General features: G+C 70.4%; 16 protein-coding genes. 9 read left to right on the forward strand and 7 right to left on the reverse strand.

Going from position 1 to position 13,491, the window contains the following annotated elements; genetic code table 11:
* The first annotated feature begins 220 nt into the window (after positions 1-220).
* The 3 genes from OHA89_RS06620 (at position 221) to OHA89_RS06630 (ending at position 2,304) form a co-directional block, all read left to right on the forward strand.
* On the forward strand, positions 221-352 hold the full coding sequence (locus OHA89_RS06620; protein WP_266613509.1) for a hypothetical protein: 132 nt from the start codon (positions 221-223) through the stop codon (positions 350-352).
* Positions 352-1,551, forward strand: a complete 1,200-nt coding sequence (locus tag OHA89_RS06625; protein WP_406368418.1) for an amidohydrolase family protein — start codon at positions 352-354, stop codon at positions 1,549-1,551. The genes OHA89_RS06620 and OHA89_RS06625 overlap by 1 nt, the downstream gene beginning before the upstream one ends.
* Positions 1,552-1,728: 177 nt before the next feature.
* Positions 1,729-2,304 (forward strand): hypothetical protein, encoded by a 576-nt coding sequence (locus OHA89_RS06630; protein WP_266613510.1) that lies wholly within the window; start codon positions 1,729-1,731, stop codon positions 2,302-2,304.
* 78 nt (positions 2,305-2,382) lie between these two features.
* Here the strand turns inward: OHA89_RS06630 and OHA89_RS06635 are convergent, their stop codons facing one another.
* The 3 genes from OHA89_RS06635 to OHA89_RS06645 form a co-directional block, all read right to left on the reverse strand.
* Entirely contained in the window at positions 2,383-2,970 is a 588-nt protein-coding gene (locus tag OHA89_RS06635; RefSeq protein ID WP_266613512.1) for a TMEM165/GDT1 family protein, read from the reverse strand.
* 279 nt (positions 2,971-3,249) lie between these two features.
* Positions 3,250-3,420, reverse strand: coding sequence for a hypothetical protein (locus tag OHA89_RS06640; protein ID WP_406365648.1), 171 nt, complete (start codon positions 3,418-3,420; stop codon positions 3,250-3,252).
* A gap of 17 nt (positions 3,421-3,437) precedes the next feature.
* The gene (locus OHA89_RS06645) at positions 3,438-3,860 is read right to left on the reverse strand and encodes an SRPBCC domain-containing protein (protein ID WP_257553211.1); all 423 of its coding nucleotides are present in this window, start codon (positions 3,858-3,860) and stop codon (positions 3,438-3,440) included.
* A gap of 123 nt (positions 3,861-3,983) precedes the next feature.
* Between OHA89_RS06645 and OHA89_RS06650 the strand changes: the two genes are divergently transcribed.
* Both OHA89_RS06650 and OHA89_RS06655 read left to right on the forward strand, forming a co-directional pair.
* A complete protein-coding gene (locus tag OHA89_RS06650) occupies positions 3,984-4,307 on the forward strand; it encodes an ArsR/SmtB family transcription factor (protein WP_406365649.1) in 324 nt (107 codons plus the stop codon).
* A complete protein-coding gene (locus tag OHA89_RS06655) occupies positions 4,304-4,753 on the forward strand; it encodes an SRPBCC domain-containing protein (protein ID WP_266613518.1) in 450 nt (149 codons plus the stop codon). Before OHA89_RS06650 ends, OHA89_RS06655 begins: the two co-directional genes overlap by 4 nt.
* Positions 4,754-4,790: 37 nt before the next feature.
* Here OHA89_RS06655 and OHA89_RS06660 read toward each other — a convergent pair whose 3' ends face one another.
* Positions 4,791-5,759 (reverse strand): hypothetical protein, encoded by a 969-nt coding sequence (locus OHA89_RS06660; RefSeq protein WP_406365651.1) that lies wholly within the window; start codon positions 5,757-5,759, stop codon positions 4,791-4,793.
* A 352-nt stretch (positions 5,760-6,111) separates the two neighbouring features.
* On the opposite strand from OHA89_RS06660, the gene OHA89_RS06665 reads away from it, so the two are divergent.
* From OHA89_RS06665 to OHA89_RS06675, 3 genes are all read left to right on the forward strand, one after another.
* Positions 6,112-6,525, forward strand: coding sequence for an SHOCT domain-containing protein (locus OHA89_RS06665; protein WP_257553215.1), 414 nt, complete (start codon positions 6,112-6,114; stop codon positions 6,523-6,525).
* Positions 6,526-6,654: 129 nt separating this feature from the next.
* Positions 6,655-7,341 carry a GAP family protein gene (locus OHA89_RS06670; RefSeq protein WP_257553216.1) on the forward strand — a complete coding sequence of 229 codons (687 nt, stop codon included), beginning with the start codon at positions 6,655-6,657 and terminating at the stop codon, positions 7,339-7,341.
* A 94-nt stretch (positions 7,342-7,435) separates the two neighbouring features.
* Positions 7,436-7,882 (forward strand): DUF6325 family protein, encoded by a 447-nt coding sequence (locus tag OHA89_RS06675; protein WP_257553217.1) that lies wholly within the window; start codon positions 7,436-7,438, stop codon positions 7,880-7,882.
* Between the two features lie 52 nt (positions 7,883-7,934).
* Here the strand turns inward: OHA89_RS06675 and OHA89_RS06680 are convergent, their stop codons facing one another.
* The gene (locus OHA89_RS06680) at positions 7,935-8,225 is read right to left on the reverse strand and encodes an SHOCT domain-containing protein (RefSeq protein WP_257553218.1); all 291 of its coding nucleotides are present in this window, start codon (positions 8,223-8,225) and stop codon (positions 7,935-7,937) included.
* A 128-nt stretch (positions 8,226-8,353) separates the two neighbouring features.
* Positions 8,354-9,994: an MFS transporter gene (locus OHA89_RS06685; RefSeq protein ID WP_266613523.1), complete on the reverse strand. Its 1,641-nt coding sequence runs from the start codon at positions 9,992-9,994 to the stop codon at positions 8,354-8,356.
* Positions 9,995-10,187: 193 nt separating this feature from the next.
* Between OHA89_RS06685 and OHA89_RS06690 the strand changes: the two genes are divergently transcribed.
* A complete protein-coding gene (locus OHA89_RS06690; RefSeq protein WP_266613525.1) occupies positions 10,188-11,528 on the forward strand; it encodes a DUF2252 domain-containing protein in 1,341 nt (446 codons plus the stop codon).
* 19 nt (positions 11,529-11,547) lie between these two features.
* Here the strand turns inward: OHA89_RS06690 and OHA89_RS06695 are convergent, their stop codons facing one another.
* Entirely contained in the window at positions 11,548-13,362 is a 1,815-nt protein-coding gene (locus tag OHA89_RS06695) for an ABC transporter ATP-binding protein (protein ID WP_406365653.1), read from the reverse strand.
* Positions 13,363-13,491 lie beyond the last annotated feature (129 nt).

Consider the following 13,491-nt stretch of genomic DNA (forward strand, 5'->3'; position numbering starts at 1 on the left):
GTCGCTCATCTCCCAGGGGGTGCGGGTGGACCGTGGCGGACCGGGTTCGCACGGCCGGAGTCCTCGCCGCCGAGTGGGCGCCGATGCCGTCGCTCATGGCCACTCCTCACGAGCGGTTGCGGTCTGGGCCGTACCCACAGCCCGTTGTCCGGCGCTCGCCACGACACACGGCGACGGACAGACCTCCAGAGCCATTGCAGCATCCGGCCGGAGGCTTCGCATGTCCGGACGGAACCGCATGGCGGGCACCGTCGTGACGGTGGCCCTGCCCGGAGGCGGTGATCTCCAAGACGACGTCCGGCAGTTGGCCGTACTGTCGGACGCACTGCAGACCTACCTGGAAGGCCCATGATGCAGGCAGTGTTATCGGCGGGGCGGATGGTGACCGGGTCCGGTGGGCGGGAGACCACCGACGGTGCCGTGTTCGTCGACAGGGGCGTGATCGCCGCGGCCGGGCCGCGCGCCGCGGTCGAAGCACAGGCCGGTCCGGCCGTTCCCCGGCTGGCCTTCCCGGAAGGCACCCTGCTGCCGGGGCTCATCGACACCCACGTCCACCTCGCGCTCGACGCGGGGCCCGACCCGGTGAAAACCCTCCAGGCCGCCACCGACACCGAGCTGTACCCCGGGATGGCCGAGCGTGCCAGGCGGCTCCTCGCCACGGGGGTGACCACCGTGCGCGACCTCGGTGACCGAGGCGGGCTCGCGGTTCGCCTGCGGGACGAAATCGCGGGTCGGCGGCTCCCCGGGCCACGCATCCTCGCCGCCGGGACGCCGCTGACCGGGCCCGGCGGGCACTGCTGGTTCCTCGGCGGCGAGGTCGAGGGGGCGGAAGCGATCCGGGCCGCGGTCCGCCGTAACGCGGAGAGCGGAGTGGACCTCATCAAGGTGATGGCCACCGGCGGCGGCATCACCAAGGGCGGCCCGCCGGTCTGGCAGGCCCAGTTCACGACGCAGGAGCTGCGGATCGTCGTGGAGGAGGCGAAGCGGTTCGGCCTGCCGGTCGCCGCGCACGCGCACGGCACCGAGGGCATCGCGGCCGCCGTGGCCGCCGGGGTGGACACCATCGAGCACTGCACCTGGATGGGGCGCGACGGATTCGACGTACGGGAAGACCTGGTGGCCGCGATCGCCGCTCAGGGCATCGCAGTCGGCCCGGCGGCCAGCCCCGACTGGCGGGGCTTCGCGGAGCGATTCGGCCGGGAACGGGCCGAGGAGATGTTCGACAGGATCCGGTGGATGGCGCAGCGCGGCGTACGGCTCCTGCCCGGCACCGATGCCGGGGTCTCCCGCGCTGTCTTCGACGACTTCGTCTCCAGCCTGGAGTTCTTCGAACACATCGGGCTGACACCGGCCGAGATCATCGACCTGGCCACGACGGGCGCGGCGCAAGCTCTGGGCATCTCCCACGACACCGGCCGGCTGGCGGCGGGCTACCGCGCCGACGTCCTCGTCGTGGACGGCAACCCGCTCTCCGACCTACGGGCCCTGCGCTCGGTGCGCCTGGTCCTGGCCGGAGGCCACCCACTCGACCCGGAGCTGCGACGACCGTAGGCCGTCCAGGCCGCCATGCCACCAACCGCCCCGCGCGTGCCCGTGAGCCATGGCCCCGCAGGGCCCTGCCCACTGTGTGGACGGTCACCTTGACGACCATCGACACTTAGGCCAGCCTTACCTTCGCTCACTCCTTGCAGGTGTGAGCGCACCGTGAAGCAGATCCCTGGAGCAGCAATGTCCGCCGCCGATGCCACCGCGATCCACCGAAGACCGGGACGGGAAGGAGAACTTCTCCAGCTCCCCTCATGGTGCGGGACCGCAGCGGCATCCCTCGCGGTGTGCCTCGGGTGGGCGGCCGCGACGTGGATCGCCCTGCACTTGCGCGCGGACGTCACCCTTCACACCGCGGCGCTCTTCGTACACCTCGCCTCCCTGATCCTGGGCTTCGGCGCGGTACTCGCCATCGACTACTACGGCGCCCTGTGGCTCATGGGCCGCAAGACCCTCCGTGAGGTTCTCGACTTCACCGCTCCCCTGCACGTACCCGTGTGGGCCGGCCTGGGCGGCCTGCTCTTCAGCGGCGCGTTCCTCCACCCCGATCTCAGTTCACCGCTGACGTGCGTCAAACTCGGCCTCGTCCTGGTGCTCTCACTCAACGGTGTCCAGGCATCCGCCCTGCACCGCCGGCTGGCCGCCGTCGACGGCCCCGTCAGCCGCCCGCTGATGATCCGTGGTGCCGTGACGGCGTCGGTATCGCAAGCCGCCTGGTGGGGCGCGGTCGCCATCGGATTCCTGAACAGCCGGCACTGACTCGACGCCGGGGCACGCAACGGGTGACGAGCCCGCCGTCCGGCCGGCGGGCTCCACCCGATGCGTGCCGTGGGCGTATCAGCCCGTGAACATCTCGACGAGGGACCAGACGGCGAGCGCGAGCATGCACACGCCGCCGATTCGCTGGACGGTCTTGAGGGGGACTCGCTTGGCGATGAACCGGCCGGCCAGCAGGGCAAGGGCGGAGACGGACATGAGGGCTGCGGCCGAGCCGATCGCAGTGGACCACGTGCCGTTGCTGGCAGCGAGGTTGGCCGTGGTGATCTGGGTGAGGTCGCCCCATTCGCTGATGAACACAGCCATGAACGCCGTGGAGTAGACAGGCCAGAATCCGGTCACGGCCTTGCCCCCGGCCTCATCCCCGTCGCCATCTGCGCCTGCTCCGCGCAGCAGCATGAACGCGCCGAAGGCGAAGAGGGCGGCGGAGACGAGCTTGACGATCCAGTCGGGCAGGAGCCCGATCAGGCTGCCCGCCCCGACCGCGATCGCGACGTGCACGACGAAGGCGCTCGATGTGCCGATCCAGACGTAGAGCGGGCGCATCCGTGTGCCCATCGCCAGGGACGCGAACATCGTCTTGTCGGGCAGCTCGGCGAGGAAGATCAGACCGAAGGCGGTGAGGATCGCCAGAGGGTCGAGGTGCATGCCGGGTGGCTTTCTGTGAGAGCCGGGCCCCCGGTCTTCGCGAAGTGCCACAGGCAACCGGAGGACCGCTCGGCCCGGCACGACGGTCGAGCCCGCAGGGCGCGGGCACATCAATGCCTGACCGAAGGTCTCGCCCGCCCGCGCAATGCGCAGGCCCGGCCACCGGGAGCCCGGAGGCTCCAGTGTGTCGACGACCGGTTCGCGGGGCTACTCCCCTTCGCAGCCGTCAAGATTACCCGAAGATGCCAGGAAGTCACCCGCCCGCCCGTCCCGGCCGGGCTACCCCAGCAGCCTCCGCTCGAGGTCACACAGGTCCTTGACGAGGGAGGAGCGCACCTTGCGGGCCATGGCGGGCGCGGCCAGCCGGTAGAAGCCGCCCGCCTCGCCCCGGATGCGGATGCGGCCGGGCGGGATCGGGATCACCCGCTCGGCCGTCACGTCGATCGGCATGATGCGTGCGCCCCTGCTCAGAGGATGAAGAAGGGCTGAGGGGTGCCCGACTCGGCGTACTGCTTGAGGTGGGTCATCAGCTGCTCCCAGGTGCCGGCGGTGTGCGGGAGGTCGGGGTCGCCGGCCGCGAAGCCGGCGTGCCGGAAGTCCACGCGCGTCCCCGACCCGTCAGGGGCGTCGGTCAGCCGCCAGGTGATGACGGTCCCGGACCAGTGCGGCGGGAAGGCGCCGACCGAGGTCCAGACGACCTCCTCCTTGTCCGCGCGGTCCCGGCGGAGCCGGAAGGTCTCGGGGATCTGCGGGAAGTCGAAGAGGAGGACCTCTCCCTCGCGGTTCACGCCTGTGGTCCACCAGCCGGTGAGGCCGTCGTGGGTGTTCAGCGCTTCGTAGACGACGGCACGGTCGGCGCCGATGTCGGTCTGCAGGGTGATCTCGGACATTGCAGCTCCTCTGTGTGTGTACCGGTGTGGGTGTGTACCGGTGTGACCCAACCTTCGCTTTAGTCAACACTAAAATGACTCTGTGCGATGTGGCAAGTTAAAGCGGGCGCTAAAATGACAGCCATGGATGCGGTACGGGCTGTCGCCGAGCCCAGGCGGCGCGAGATTCTGCGGCTGGTCTGGGACGACGAACTGTCGGCGGGCGAGATCGCCGAGCGGTTCGACGTCACCTTCGGTGCGGTCTCCCAACACCTCAAGGTGCTGCGGGACTCCGGCCTGGTTACGCTGCGCCAGGACGGCAAGAAGCGTTTCTACCGAGCGGACCGCGACGGGATGGGGCCGCTCGCCGACTATCTCCAGTCGATGTGGACCAGCAGGCTCGACACCCTGGCCGAGCTGGCCGAGGCCGCCGAGCGGGCCGATCAGTCTGAAGGGACGAGCTCGTGAGCGCAGGCATCGGCGACGGCGTGGTCACGGTCGAGCGGCACATCGCCGCCCGCCCGGAGACGGTGTTCTCCTTCTTCACCGACCGGGACAAGTGGCTGTCCTGGATGGGCATTGACGGCGAGTTCGTCTTCGAACGGGGCGGCGCCTACCGGACGACCGTCACCGGCGAGAACGTCGCCGAAGGCCGCTTCACCGAGATCGACCCGCCCAAGCGGCTGGTCTTCACCTGGGGCTGGGCCCAGGGCAACGTGTCCGTGCCGGCCGGATCGACCACTGTGGAGATCACGCTGGAACCCACGGCGGACGGCACCCTGCTCCGACTCGTCCACAGCGGCCTCCCCTCCCCCGAGGCATGTGCCGCCCACGGAGAGGGCTGGAACCACTACGTCGCCCGGCTCGCCCGGCGCGCCGAGGGCTCGGACCCCGGCCCGGACCTCTGGATGTAGGCCCGCCGCTCGGCCGGCCCCGATGCGGCGGGTCCGTTCAGGGGCAGCTGGACGCAGGGTTGTCGTGGGTGAGCGCGCAGATCATCTGCTCACCGCGCCTGTTGTCGGGGTAGGTCTCGACGAGTTCCGCCGTGAAGTCCTTCCACTGGCGGGCTATGTCCTGGGCGGCGAGCTCGGACGCGCGCTGGAAGTTGCCGTTCCGCGAACGCTCGGAAGCCTCGGTGTCCTTGTTGAGGGTGCCGTTGTGCTTGACGCGTCCGGTGCAGTCGGCGGGCTTGGAACCGGTGGAATCGAAGTCGGGGTAGCAGCCGGTGGCCAGGTCCTCGGGGATCAGGCCGCCGGCTTCCCGGGTCCAGTCGGCGTCGTTCATGGAGCTGTAGCGGCGGATGTCGAGGAACGGCGCGATGGTGGTGCGGTTCAGGCCGGGCGGGTTGGTGGTGCCGATCGGGACGGCGTCGTCGGCCTTGTCGGACCAGTTGCCGTGGGAGTAGAAGTCCTCGATCGGGTGCCAGCCACGGCCGAGCTGTTCCAGGACATTGCACTTGGCGCGTTCCGGCTTCTCGTTCCACGCGCACGGGGCGTCCAAGTCGCTCTGGCCCGCGATGATCCTGCCGTTCGCGTCGACCAACCCGTCGGCGTCGCGCACGGCGCCCCGCAGGCGGGCGACGGAGCCACGGATGCAGGCGAGCAGTTCGGTGGTCGCCTCGTCACGGGTACGGGGGTACGCGGATCCGTACCGCGGGGCGAGGTAGTCGGCGTTGTCGCAGTGCAGGATGCCGAGGTCGAAATAGGCGCCCTGGTCGTTGGCCACGATCGCCCCCTCGCGGGAATCGGCCATCGCCGACAAAGACTTGGGCTCCCAGCTCAGGGCGGCGCGCGTGATCTTCTCATGATTGCCACCGCTGAACGCCCGCGCCGGACCCGGCACCAGCACGACCAGACATGCCCCGCAGGCGAGCGCCGTGGCGGGCAGTCGGCGCAGGACGTACGAGGAGGCGTGCGACACGAGACCTCCAGAGAACACCCGCGGAAGTGCGGTGAACCGGTCCTCCCACCAGCATCGCAGCCGGGAAAATCCCGCGCGAGCCGGGGCACGGAGGGACCCGCATGGCGATGCGCGGCGAGGGAGGTGAGAATGAGCTTGCGACTTACCGGCGCCCGGCAGCGGACCGGCGGTACAGCAGGCGAACTGCCACCCGTTCCGGCACGGCCGTTGGAGGCTCAAGCACAACGGCGGCGTCTCCGGTTTACACCTCGTGCGCCGCCACCTCTGCCTCCTGGTCGATCCTGCCCCGTTCTGCGACATCGAGGTCCGAAAGAGGCAACCGAGCGCCCGCCCAACCGACAGGAGCACGTCCATGAACCACGCGATGGTCGATCTGGCGGTGGACTACCCACTGCTGAACATGTTCTGGACCATGATGATGATCTTCCTCTGGGTCCTCTGGTTCATGCTGCTCTTCCGCGTCATCGGCGATGTCTTCCGCGACGACAGCATGAGCGGCTGGGGCAAGGCGGGATGGACCATCTTCGTCATCCTGGTGCCCTTCCTGGGCGTGTTCGTGTACCTGATCGCCCGCGGGCGAGGAATGGGCGAACGCGAGCTGAAGCGGGCCCAGGACAGCGAGCAGGCGTTCCGCTCCTACGTACGCGAGAGCGCCGGCCCCACCAGCGCTGCCGAGGAGCTGTCCCGGCTCGCCGAGCTCAAGAACCGCGGCGACATCTCGGCCACCGAGTACGAGCAGGCCAAGGCCAAGGTCCTCGCGACCTAGTGCTGTGGCCGGGACGGTTCACCGGGTCACGACGCCCGGCACGGCAAACCTTCCCGGCCACAGCACTAGCGTCGACAGCCCGGCCCTTACCGTCGGCCGGGAACGAGCACGGGTGCGGGGTGCGTGGGCATGGTGCTTGACCTGCTCGTCATCGGCTTGGCGGTCACGCTCTTCCCCTTGCCGATCATGGCCTTCGTACTGGTCGTGTCCGCACCCCGCGGGGTGTGGAAGGGGCTGTCGTTCATCCTCGGCTGGCTGGCGTGCCTCGTGGCCGTCATCGCCATCGTCATGCTCCTCACCGACGGGGAGCCGCCCCCGCCCCGCTCCCCGCCGTCCATCGCGGCACTCGTGGCCACGCTGGTGATCGGTGTGGGCCTGATCGTGTACAGCGAGCACAGGCGCCGCCTGCGACGTACCCGTCCGGCCCCGGACCCCTCCGGGGCCGGACGCCCTCGCCCTTCGGGTTCCGGGACATCGCTGACGTCTCGCACGGACGACGCCACCGGATGGTCGGCGGCCGCACTCGCCGTGCTCCTCCAGCCCTGGGGGATGGTCGGCGCCGCGGCCGCCACCGTCGTGCAGGCCGACCTCTCCCACAGCACCTCCTTCCTGGCGCTCGTGGGGTTCTGCCTACTGGCCAGCTCCACCCTGCTGGGCATGGAGCTGTACATGGTGTTCGCACCGGAGAAGGCCCATCGCGCCCTGACGAACCTGCGCGCATGGCTCGAACGCCACAAGGACCCGGCGATCGTGGTCACCTGTCTCGTCCTCGGAATCTGGCTCGTCGGCAGAAGCCTCTACCAGCTCACCGGATGAACGTGAAGGTGCGGGGCCCCACGGCGGATGCTGCAATGGCTACGGCCGGCCGGGCGCACGGTCAGGCCACCGAATCCGCGCCCGAGGAGTGCTCATGAGTGACGACATCGAAGACATGGGTCCCGTCGACTTCCTGGTCGTCGAGTTCCCGGGCAACCGGATGACGGGCGAGGCGTTCCCGTTGCTGATCGACCTGGTCGACAGGGGCATCGTCCGCATCCTCGACATGCGCTTCGTACGGAAGGACCTCGACGGGAGCGTCGTCGCCGTGGAGATCGCGCAGATGGACGACGGCAGCGGACTCGGTCTGTCCGTCTTCGAAGGTGCCTCGTCCGGCCTGCTCGGCCAGGACGACCTCGACGACGCGGGCAATGCCCTGGAGCCGGGGAACGCGGCCGCGATCCTGGTGTACGAGAACCTGTGGGCAGCCCCGTTCGCCCGGGCCCTGAGGCGCAGTGGTGCGCAAATGGTGGCCAGCGGCCGGATTCCCGTGCAGGCCCTGCTGGCCTCGCTCGACGCCGAGGAAGCCGGGGAGGGCTAGCACGGAACCGGCCAGGACCAGGTCAGGGTCAGGGTCAGGGTCAGGGTCAGGGTCAGGAGCTGAGGATCTTGCTCTTCTGCTCCGCGAACTCCGCCTCGGTCAGGAGTCCCTGCTCCTTCAGCGCTCCGAGTTCCTTGAGCTGATCGATCCGGCTGCTCATGTCGTCGCCCGGCGGGGGCGGCGCGGGAGCCGCGGCGGGCGCGGCCGGGGCGCTCTGCTCGGGGGCGGGAGCTTCCTGCCCGGCCCACCGGCCGGCCTGGCGCCGCGAGACCCGGTTGGAGACCGCCGTAGCCGTACCGGCCACCACTGCCGTGCGCGCGATTCCTCGAAGAAGTCCAGGCACGTCGCTTCTCCTCACTGACGGGGCCCGGGCCGGACAGGGCAGCTGCCGGCCCCTTGCCTACCTCCCAGCATCGCACCGACGCGCAGCTCGCACCCTGCGGGGAACCGGGCCGTGCCACCCGGGCCGTGTCACCCGCCGGGTTTCGCCGGGCGTGACTGGGTCGTCGGGATCCGCTGAGTGAAGAACAACGCGATGAGGGCGGCGAAGGCGAGGATGGCGAGTGCGGCGCGCAGCCCGTCGAGCCTCGCTTCGGCGTTCGCGTCCAGCGCGGCCGAGGCCAGCTCCGGGCTCGTGCCCGCCTCGTCGAGGGCGGTCTGGAGCTGGGCGTCCGACATGAAGGGCACCCCGCTCTCGAGCTTGACGGTCGCCTGGCTCTTGACCTCGGACGGGATGGCCTGGTTCTGCTCGACGGTGGTCACGAACGAGGCCGTGAGCGCGGCGATCATGATCGACCCGGCGAGAGCCGTTCCGATCGAGGCGCCGAGGTTGGTGACGGCGTTCTGGACACCGCCGACCTCCGAGCTCTGTTCGTCCGGCACCGCGGACACGGTGACCGCCCCGAGCTGGGAGGCCAGCGCTCCCATACCGAGCCCGATCAGCAGGAGCGGGACGGTGACGATCTCCGGGCCCGCGTCCGTGTCGAGCGCGGCCATCAGTGCCACCGCGCCCACGAGCAGCGCGAGGACGCCGAGTCGCACCACCCGGCGGGGTGAGGCGTCCGGGAGGAAGCGCGGGATCAGGACCGCGGCGGCCAGCAGGGTCAGGGAGAGCGGCAGGATGTACACACCGGTCTTGACCGCGGACAGGCCGAGTGCGACCGACAGGTACAGCGGGACGACGAAGAACACGCCCATCTGTACGAGGTACTGGAAGAAGAACATCGTCAGGCCGCCGGTGAGCTGCCGGTTCCGCAGCAGCTCCGGGTCCACCAGCGGCTCCTTGTGCCGCTCCACGAGGCGGGCCTCCCACCGCAGGAAGAGCCACAACAGGAACAGGCCCGCCAGCATCAGCCACACGACCAGGGAGATCCCGAGCCAGGCGGGCGCGCCGGGCTTCGGCAGGAACCAGCCCCATTCACTCGAGCGGAGGACGCCGTAGACGAAGATCCCGAGCCCGAGAGCGGAGATCACGGCGCCGACGAGGTCGATGCGCGGGCGCGTCTCGACCGGCGCGTCGGCGACGCGGCGGGAGAGCACCAGGATGCCGAGCACGATCAGGACCTCACCGGCGAAGACCCAGCGCCAGGAGAAGTACGTCGTGGCGATGCCTCCGACGAGCGGCCCGACCGCGATCGCCACGGCTGCCGCGGCGGCGACCAGCCCGTAGGCGGCCGGCCGGCGTTCCGTGGGGAAGTTGCCGGCGACCAGCGCGACGATCGCGGGCAGGATGAGCGCGGCCCCGACCCCCTCGAGGAACGACCAGCCCACCATCAGCACGGTCAGGTTCGGGGCCAGCGCGGTGATCAGGGATCCGCAGCCGTAGATAACGCAGCCGATCAGGAAGGCCCGCTTGCGGCCGATGATCGCGCCGACCTTGCCTCCGGGGATCATGAACATCGCCATCACCAGGGTGTACGCCGTGATGGCGCCCTGGATTCCGGTCACGGTCGTGCCCACGTCCTCGGCCACCGTCGCGATCGACACGTTCATGACGGAGCTGTCGAGCGCCATCAGGAACTGCCCGGACGCGAGTGTCAGCAGGACGACCCGCGACGATGCCGCCCCGGCTGGAGCAGCCGACCCCGCTGGAGTACCCGCGCCGGATGTCATGGGCGCAAGGTTCCCAGTCTCCCCGGCGCACCGGCTGCCGACCCGCCGGGGGTGTCAGCCGGTCGGCACAAGTCCGTCGACACGAGCCGGTCGACACCAGCCGGTCGGCGAAACGTCGAGGAGGGCCGGTGAACGTGCACGTCAGCCCAGGTGCGCCCAGGCTGGGAGCTGTGACGGCGAAATGGAGCGGAGCATGACCAGTGCGGCCGAGCGGGCCGGACGCGGCAAGGCGGCGCGACGACGGGCCGGCCGGGCCTCGCACGGTGAGTGGGCCGAGGCGGCTGACCGGCCCGATCCGGTCGGTGTGCTGGAGCGGCAGGCAGCCGACCGGGTGGTCGAGCTGTTGCCGATCCGCTACGGGCGGATGGCGGCGTCCCCGTTCTCCTTCCTGCGCGGCGCGGCCGCCGTGATGGCCGCGGACCTGGCCGCCCGGCCGAACACCGGGCTGACCGTCCAGCTCTGCGGCGACGCACACCTGCTGAACTTCGGCCTGTTCGCCTCGCCGGAGCGGGCGCTGCTGTTCGACCTCAACGACTTCGACGAGACGCTGCCCGGACCCTTCGAATGGGACGTCAAGAGGCTCGCCGCCAGCACGGCCGTGGCCGCCCGCGACCAGGGACACGGCGACGACCGTGCGTGGCGGACCGCCCTCGCCGCCGCCCAGGCGTACCGGCTGTCCATGCGACGGCTGGCCGAACAGGGCGAACTCGCCGTCTGGTACGAGCGGTTCGACACGGCCGAGGTGATCCCGATGATCCGCGACACCAAGCTGCGAAGCCGGGTCGAGGCGAATCTCGCGCGCGCCCGGCGGCGTACCAGCCTCCAGGCGCTCGCCAAACTGACCGAGACCCGGGACGGCCGCCGGCGCATCATCCACGATCCGCCCCTGGTCGAACCCCTCGAAGAAGCCGAGATGAGGGCCGTCGGCAAGATCTTCAGGAAATACCGCAGCACGCTCCCCGAGGAGCGACGCCTGCTGCTGGACCGCTACCGGCTGGTCGACGCGGCACGCAAGGCCGTCGGCGTCGGGAGCGTCGGCACCCGCTGCTTCATCGTTCTGCTGACCGGCCGCGACGAACGGGACCCGCTCTTCCTCCAGATCAAGGAGGCCGGACGCTCGGTGCTGGAGGACCATCTCCCCGCCGACAGCCATGACCACCACGGTCAGCGAGTGGTCGCGGGACAGAAACTCCTGCAGGCCGCCTCGGACATCTTCCTCGGCTGGATGACCGGGCCGGCCGGGCGCCACTTCTACGGCCGGCAGCTCCGCGACATGAAGGGGGCGGCCCTCGTGGAGACCATGACCCCGGCCATGCTCGGCCAGTACGCCGAACTGTGCGGCACGGCCCTGGCCCGCGCCCACGCCCGCTCCGGAGACCGCATCGCCATCGCCGGATACCTGGGCCGCGCCGACACCTTCGACCGCGCCGTCGCCGACTTCGCGCTCCGCTACGCCGACCAGACCGTCGCCGACCACGCCGCGCTCACCGCCGCCATCACCGACGGGGCCGTCACCGCCGCCCACGGCATCTGAGCGGCGGTCGGGCTCGCGCTCAGTGCAGGTCGGACCGTGCGGGGTGGTCGTCGAGGAAACCGCCCGACTGGTGCTGCCACAGCTTCGCGTAGGCGCCTTCGGAGGCGAGCAGCTCGTGGTGCGTACCCTGCTCGACGATCCGTCCGCGGTCGAGTACGACGAGCCGGTCCATGTGGGCCACCGTGCTGAGCCGGTGCGCCACCACGAGCGCCGTCCGCCCCTCCATGAGGCGCCACAGCGCTTCCTGGACGAGGATCTCGCTCTCGGAGTCCAGGGCGCTGGTCGCCTCGTCGAGCAGCAGGATCGGCGCGTCGCGCAGGATCGCCCTGGCGAGCGCGACCCGCTGGCGCTGTCCGCCGGAGAGTTTGACTCCGCGCTCGCCGACCATGGTGTCGAGGCCGCTCGGCAGGGCCTCCGCGAACTCCGTGACGTGCGCCGCCTCGGCCGCGCGGCGGATCTCGGCCTCGGTGGCGTCCGGCCGGGCGAACGCGATGTTCTCCCGCAGCGTGCGGTGGAACATCGCCGGGTCCTGCGGCACGTAGGCCATCAGGCCGCGCAGGTCGCCCTGGCGCAGCCTGCTGATGTCCTTGCCCCCGATCAGGATCCGGCCCGCGTCGATGTCCGTCATCCGCAGCAGCAGCCGGGTGAGGGTGGTCTTGCCGCCGCCGGACCGCCCCACGAGCCCGATCTTCGCCCCGCTGGGCACGGCCAGGTCCAGTCCCTCGAAGAGCGGGTCCGCGCCCCCGTGGGCGAAGGTCACCTGCTCGAAGCGGATGTCGGCGGCCCGGGTGGGCGGCGGCTCCGGCGAGTCCGGGTCGAGTACGGTCGGCGGCTTCAGCAGCAGCTCCGTGAACTGCGCGGCCTCCGTCATCGAGCTCTCCAGACGACGGTAGATCTGGTTGAACTCGAACATGATCCGTGTGGCGTTGGAGTAGTACGTGAAGGCGACCACGACCGCCTCCACCCCGTTCCCGCCCCCGGCGATGGAGACCGCGAGCAGCAGGCCCAGCGCGTTGGTCAGCACGGACATCGGCGCGACGACCGTGTCGATGCGCAGATTGCCGTAGTCCCACGACCGCAGGGTGAGCCCCCGCGACTGCGCCACCCGGGACCGGTGCTCGGCGGCCTCGCGCTCCTCCGCGGCGAACGCCCTGACCGTGTCCATGTTCATGAGGCTGTCAGAGACGTGTCCCGACACCCGGGCGATCGCCTCCTCGCGCCGGCCGACGAGCACCTGGCGGCGACGGATGAGGGGCAGTACGCACACCGCCGTCACCGCGATCATGGCCAGGAGCGCCACGACGAGCAGCGGTTCGTACTGCCAGAGCACCACCGACCCGAACAGCAACGGCACGAACTTGCCCACGACCGAGAAGGTCAGCGTGTCGACGAACTCCTCGAAGCGGGAGGCGAAGCTCAGGACCCGTTTGGTCAGCGACCCGGCGAAGTTGTCGTGGAAGAACGCGGCGTCCTTCGCGAACAGCTCGTCCATGCCGATCACATACAGGCGCTCGATGCCGAGGGCGTCGAGGCGGTTCAGGCAGTGCAGGCCGAGGCGCCACAGCGCTTCCGAGAGCAGCAGGACACCGGCGAATGCGAGGACGTACGGGAGCATCGAGCCGAGGGTGGGAGCCGCCCCGCCGGCGATGCGGCCGACGAGCTTCGCGACCACCAGCGGGGCGATGTAGGCGATCCCGATGTTGCCCAGGGCCGGCAGCAGCATGGTGGGCACCGTCAGCCACCGAAGCCGCGCCAGCTCCCGTCCGTAGTAGCGAAGTGCGAGGAGCACCGGGCCCTTGCCGGGCCGAACCCCTGGTGATGCGGACGATCCCATGGCAACCCTGTGGTGTCGTGCGGCGGACCCGGAACTGCAGTGTCCCGCGACCGCGCCCGCGCAGTCCAAGCGTTTTCCGTGTGGGCGACGCCCCCGCACGGACGATCGAGCCGTCCGCCCGACCGGCGC

This window comes from Streptomyces sp. NBC_01546, from assembly GCF_045208355.1.
In the GTDB taxonomy this organism is placed as follows: domain Bacteria; phylum Actinomycetota; class Actinomycetes; order Streptomycetales; family Streptomycetaceae; genus Streptomyces.

Bases quoted from the DNA above. Each gene is read 5' to 3' on its own strand.
- OHA89_RS06620 (WP_266613509.1), top strand. From the start codon at position 221: ATGTCCGGACGGAACCGCATGGCGGGCACCGTCGTGACGGTGGCCCTG.
- OHA89_RS06625 (WP_406368418.1), top strand. From the start codon at position 352: ATGCAGGCAGTGTTATCGGCGGGGCGGATGGTGACCGGGTCCGGTGGG.
- OHA89_RS06630 (WP_266613510.1), top strand. From the start codon at position 1,729: ATGTCCGCCGCCGATGCCACCGCGATCCACCGAAGACCGGGACGGGAA.
- OHA89_RS06635 (WP_266613512.1), bottom strand. From the start codon at position 2,970: ATGCACCTCGACCCTCTGGCGATCCTCACCGCCTTCGGTCTGATCTTC.
- OHA89_RS06640 (WP_406365648.1), bottom strand. From the start codon at position 3,420: ATGCCGATCGACGTGACGGCCGAGCGGGTGATCCCGATCCCGCCCGGC.
- OHA89_RS06645 (WP_257553211.1), bottom strand. From the start codon at position 3,860: ATGTCCGAGATCACCCTGCAGACCGACATCGGCGCCGACCGTGCCGTC.
- OHA89_RS06650 (WP_406365649.1), top strand. From the start codon at position 3,984: ATGGATGCGGTACGGGCTGTCGCCGAGCCCAGGCGGCGCGAGATTCTG.
- OHA89_RS06665 (WP_257553215.1), top strand. From the start codon at position 6,112: ATGAACCACGCGATGGTCGATCTGGCGGTGGACTACCCACTGCTGAAC.
- OHA89_RS06670 (WP_257553216.1), top strand. From the start codon at position 6,655: ATGGTGCTTGACCTGCTCGTCATCGGCTTGGCGGTCACGCTCTTCCCC.
- OHA89_RS06675 (WP_257553217.1), top strand. From the start codon at position 7,436: ATGAGTGACGACATCGAAGACATGGGTCCCGTCGACTTCCTGGTCGTC.
- OHA89_RS06685 (WP_266613523.1), bottom strand. From the start codon at position 9,994: ATGACATCCGGCGCGGGTACTCCAGCGGGGTCGGCTGCTCCAGCCGGG.
- OHA89_RS06690 (WP_266613525.1), top strand. From the start codon at position 10,188: ATGACCAGTGCGGCCGAGCGGGCCGGACGCGGCAAGGCGGCGCGACGA.
- OHA89_RS06695 (WP_406365653.1), bottom strand. From the start codon at position 13,362: ATGGGATCGTCCGCATCACCAGGGGTTCGGCCCGGCAAGGGCCCGGTG.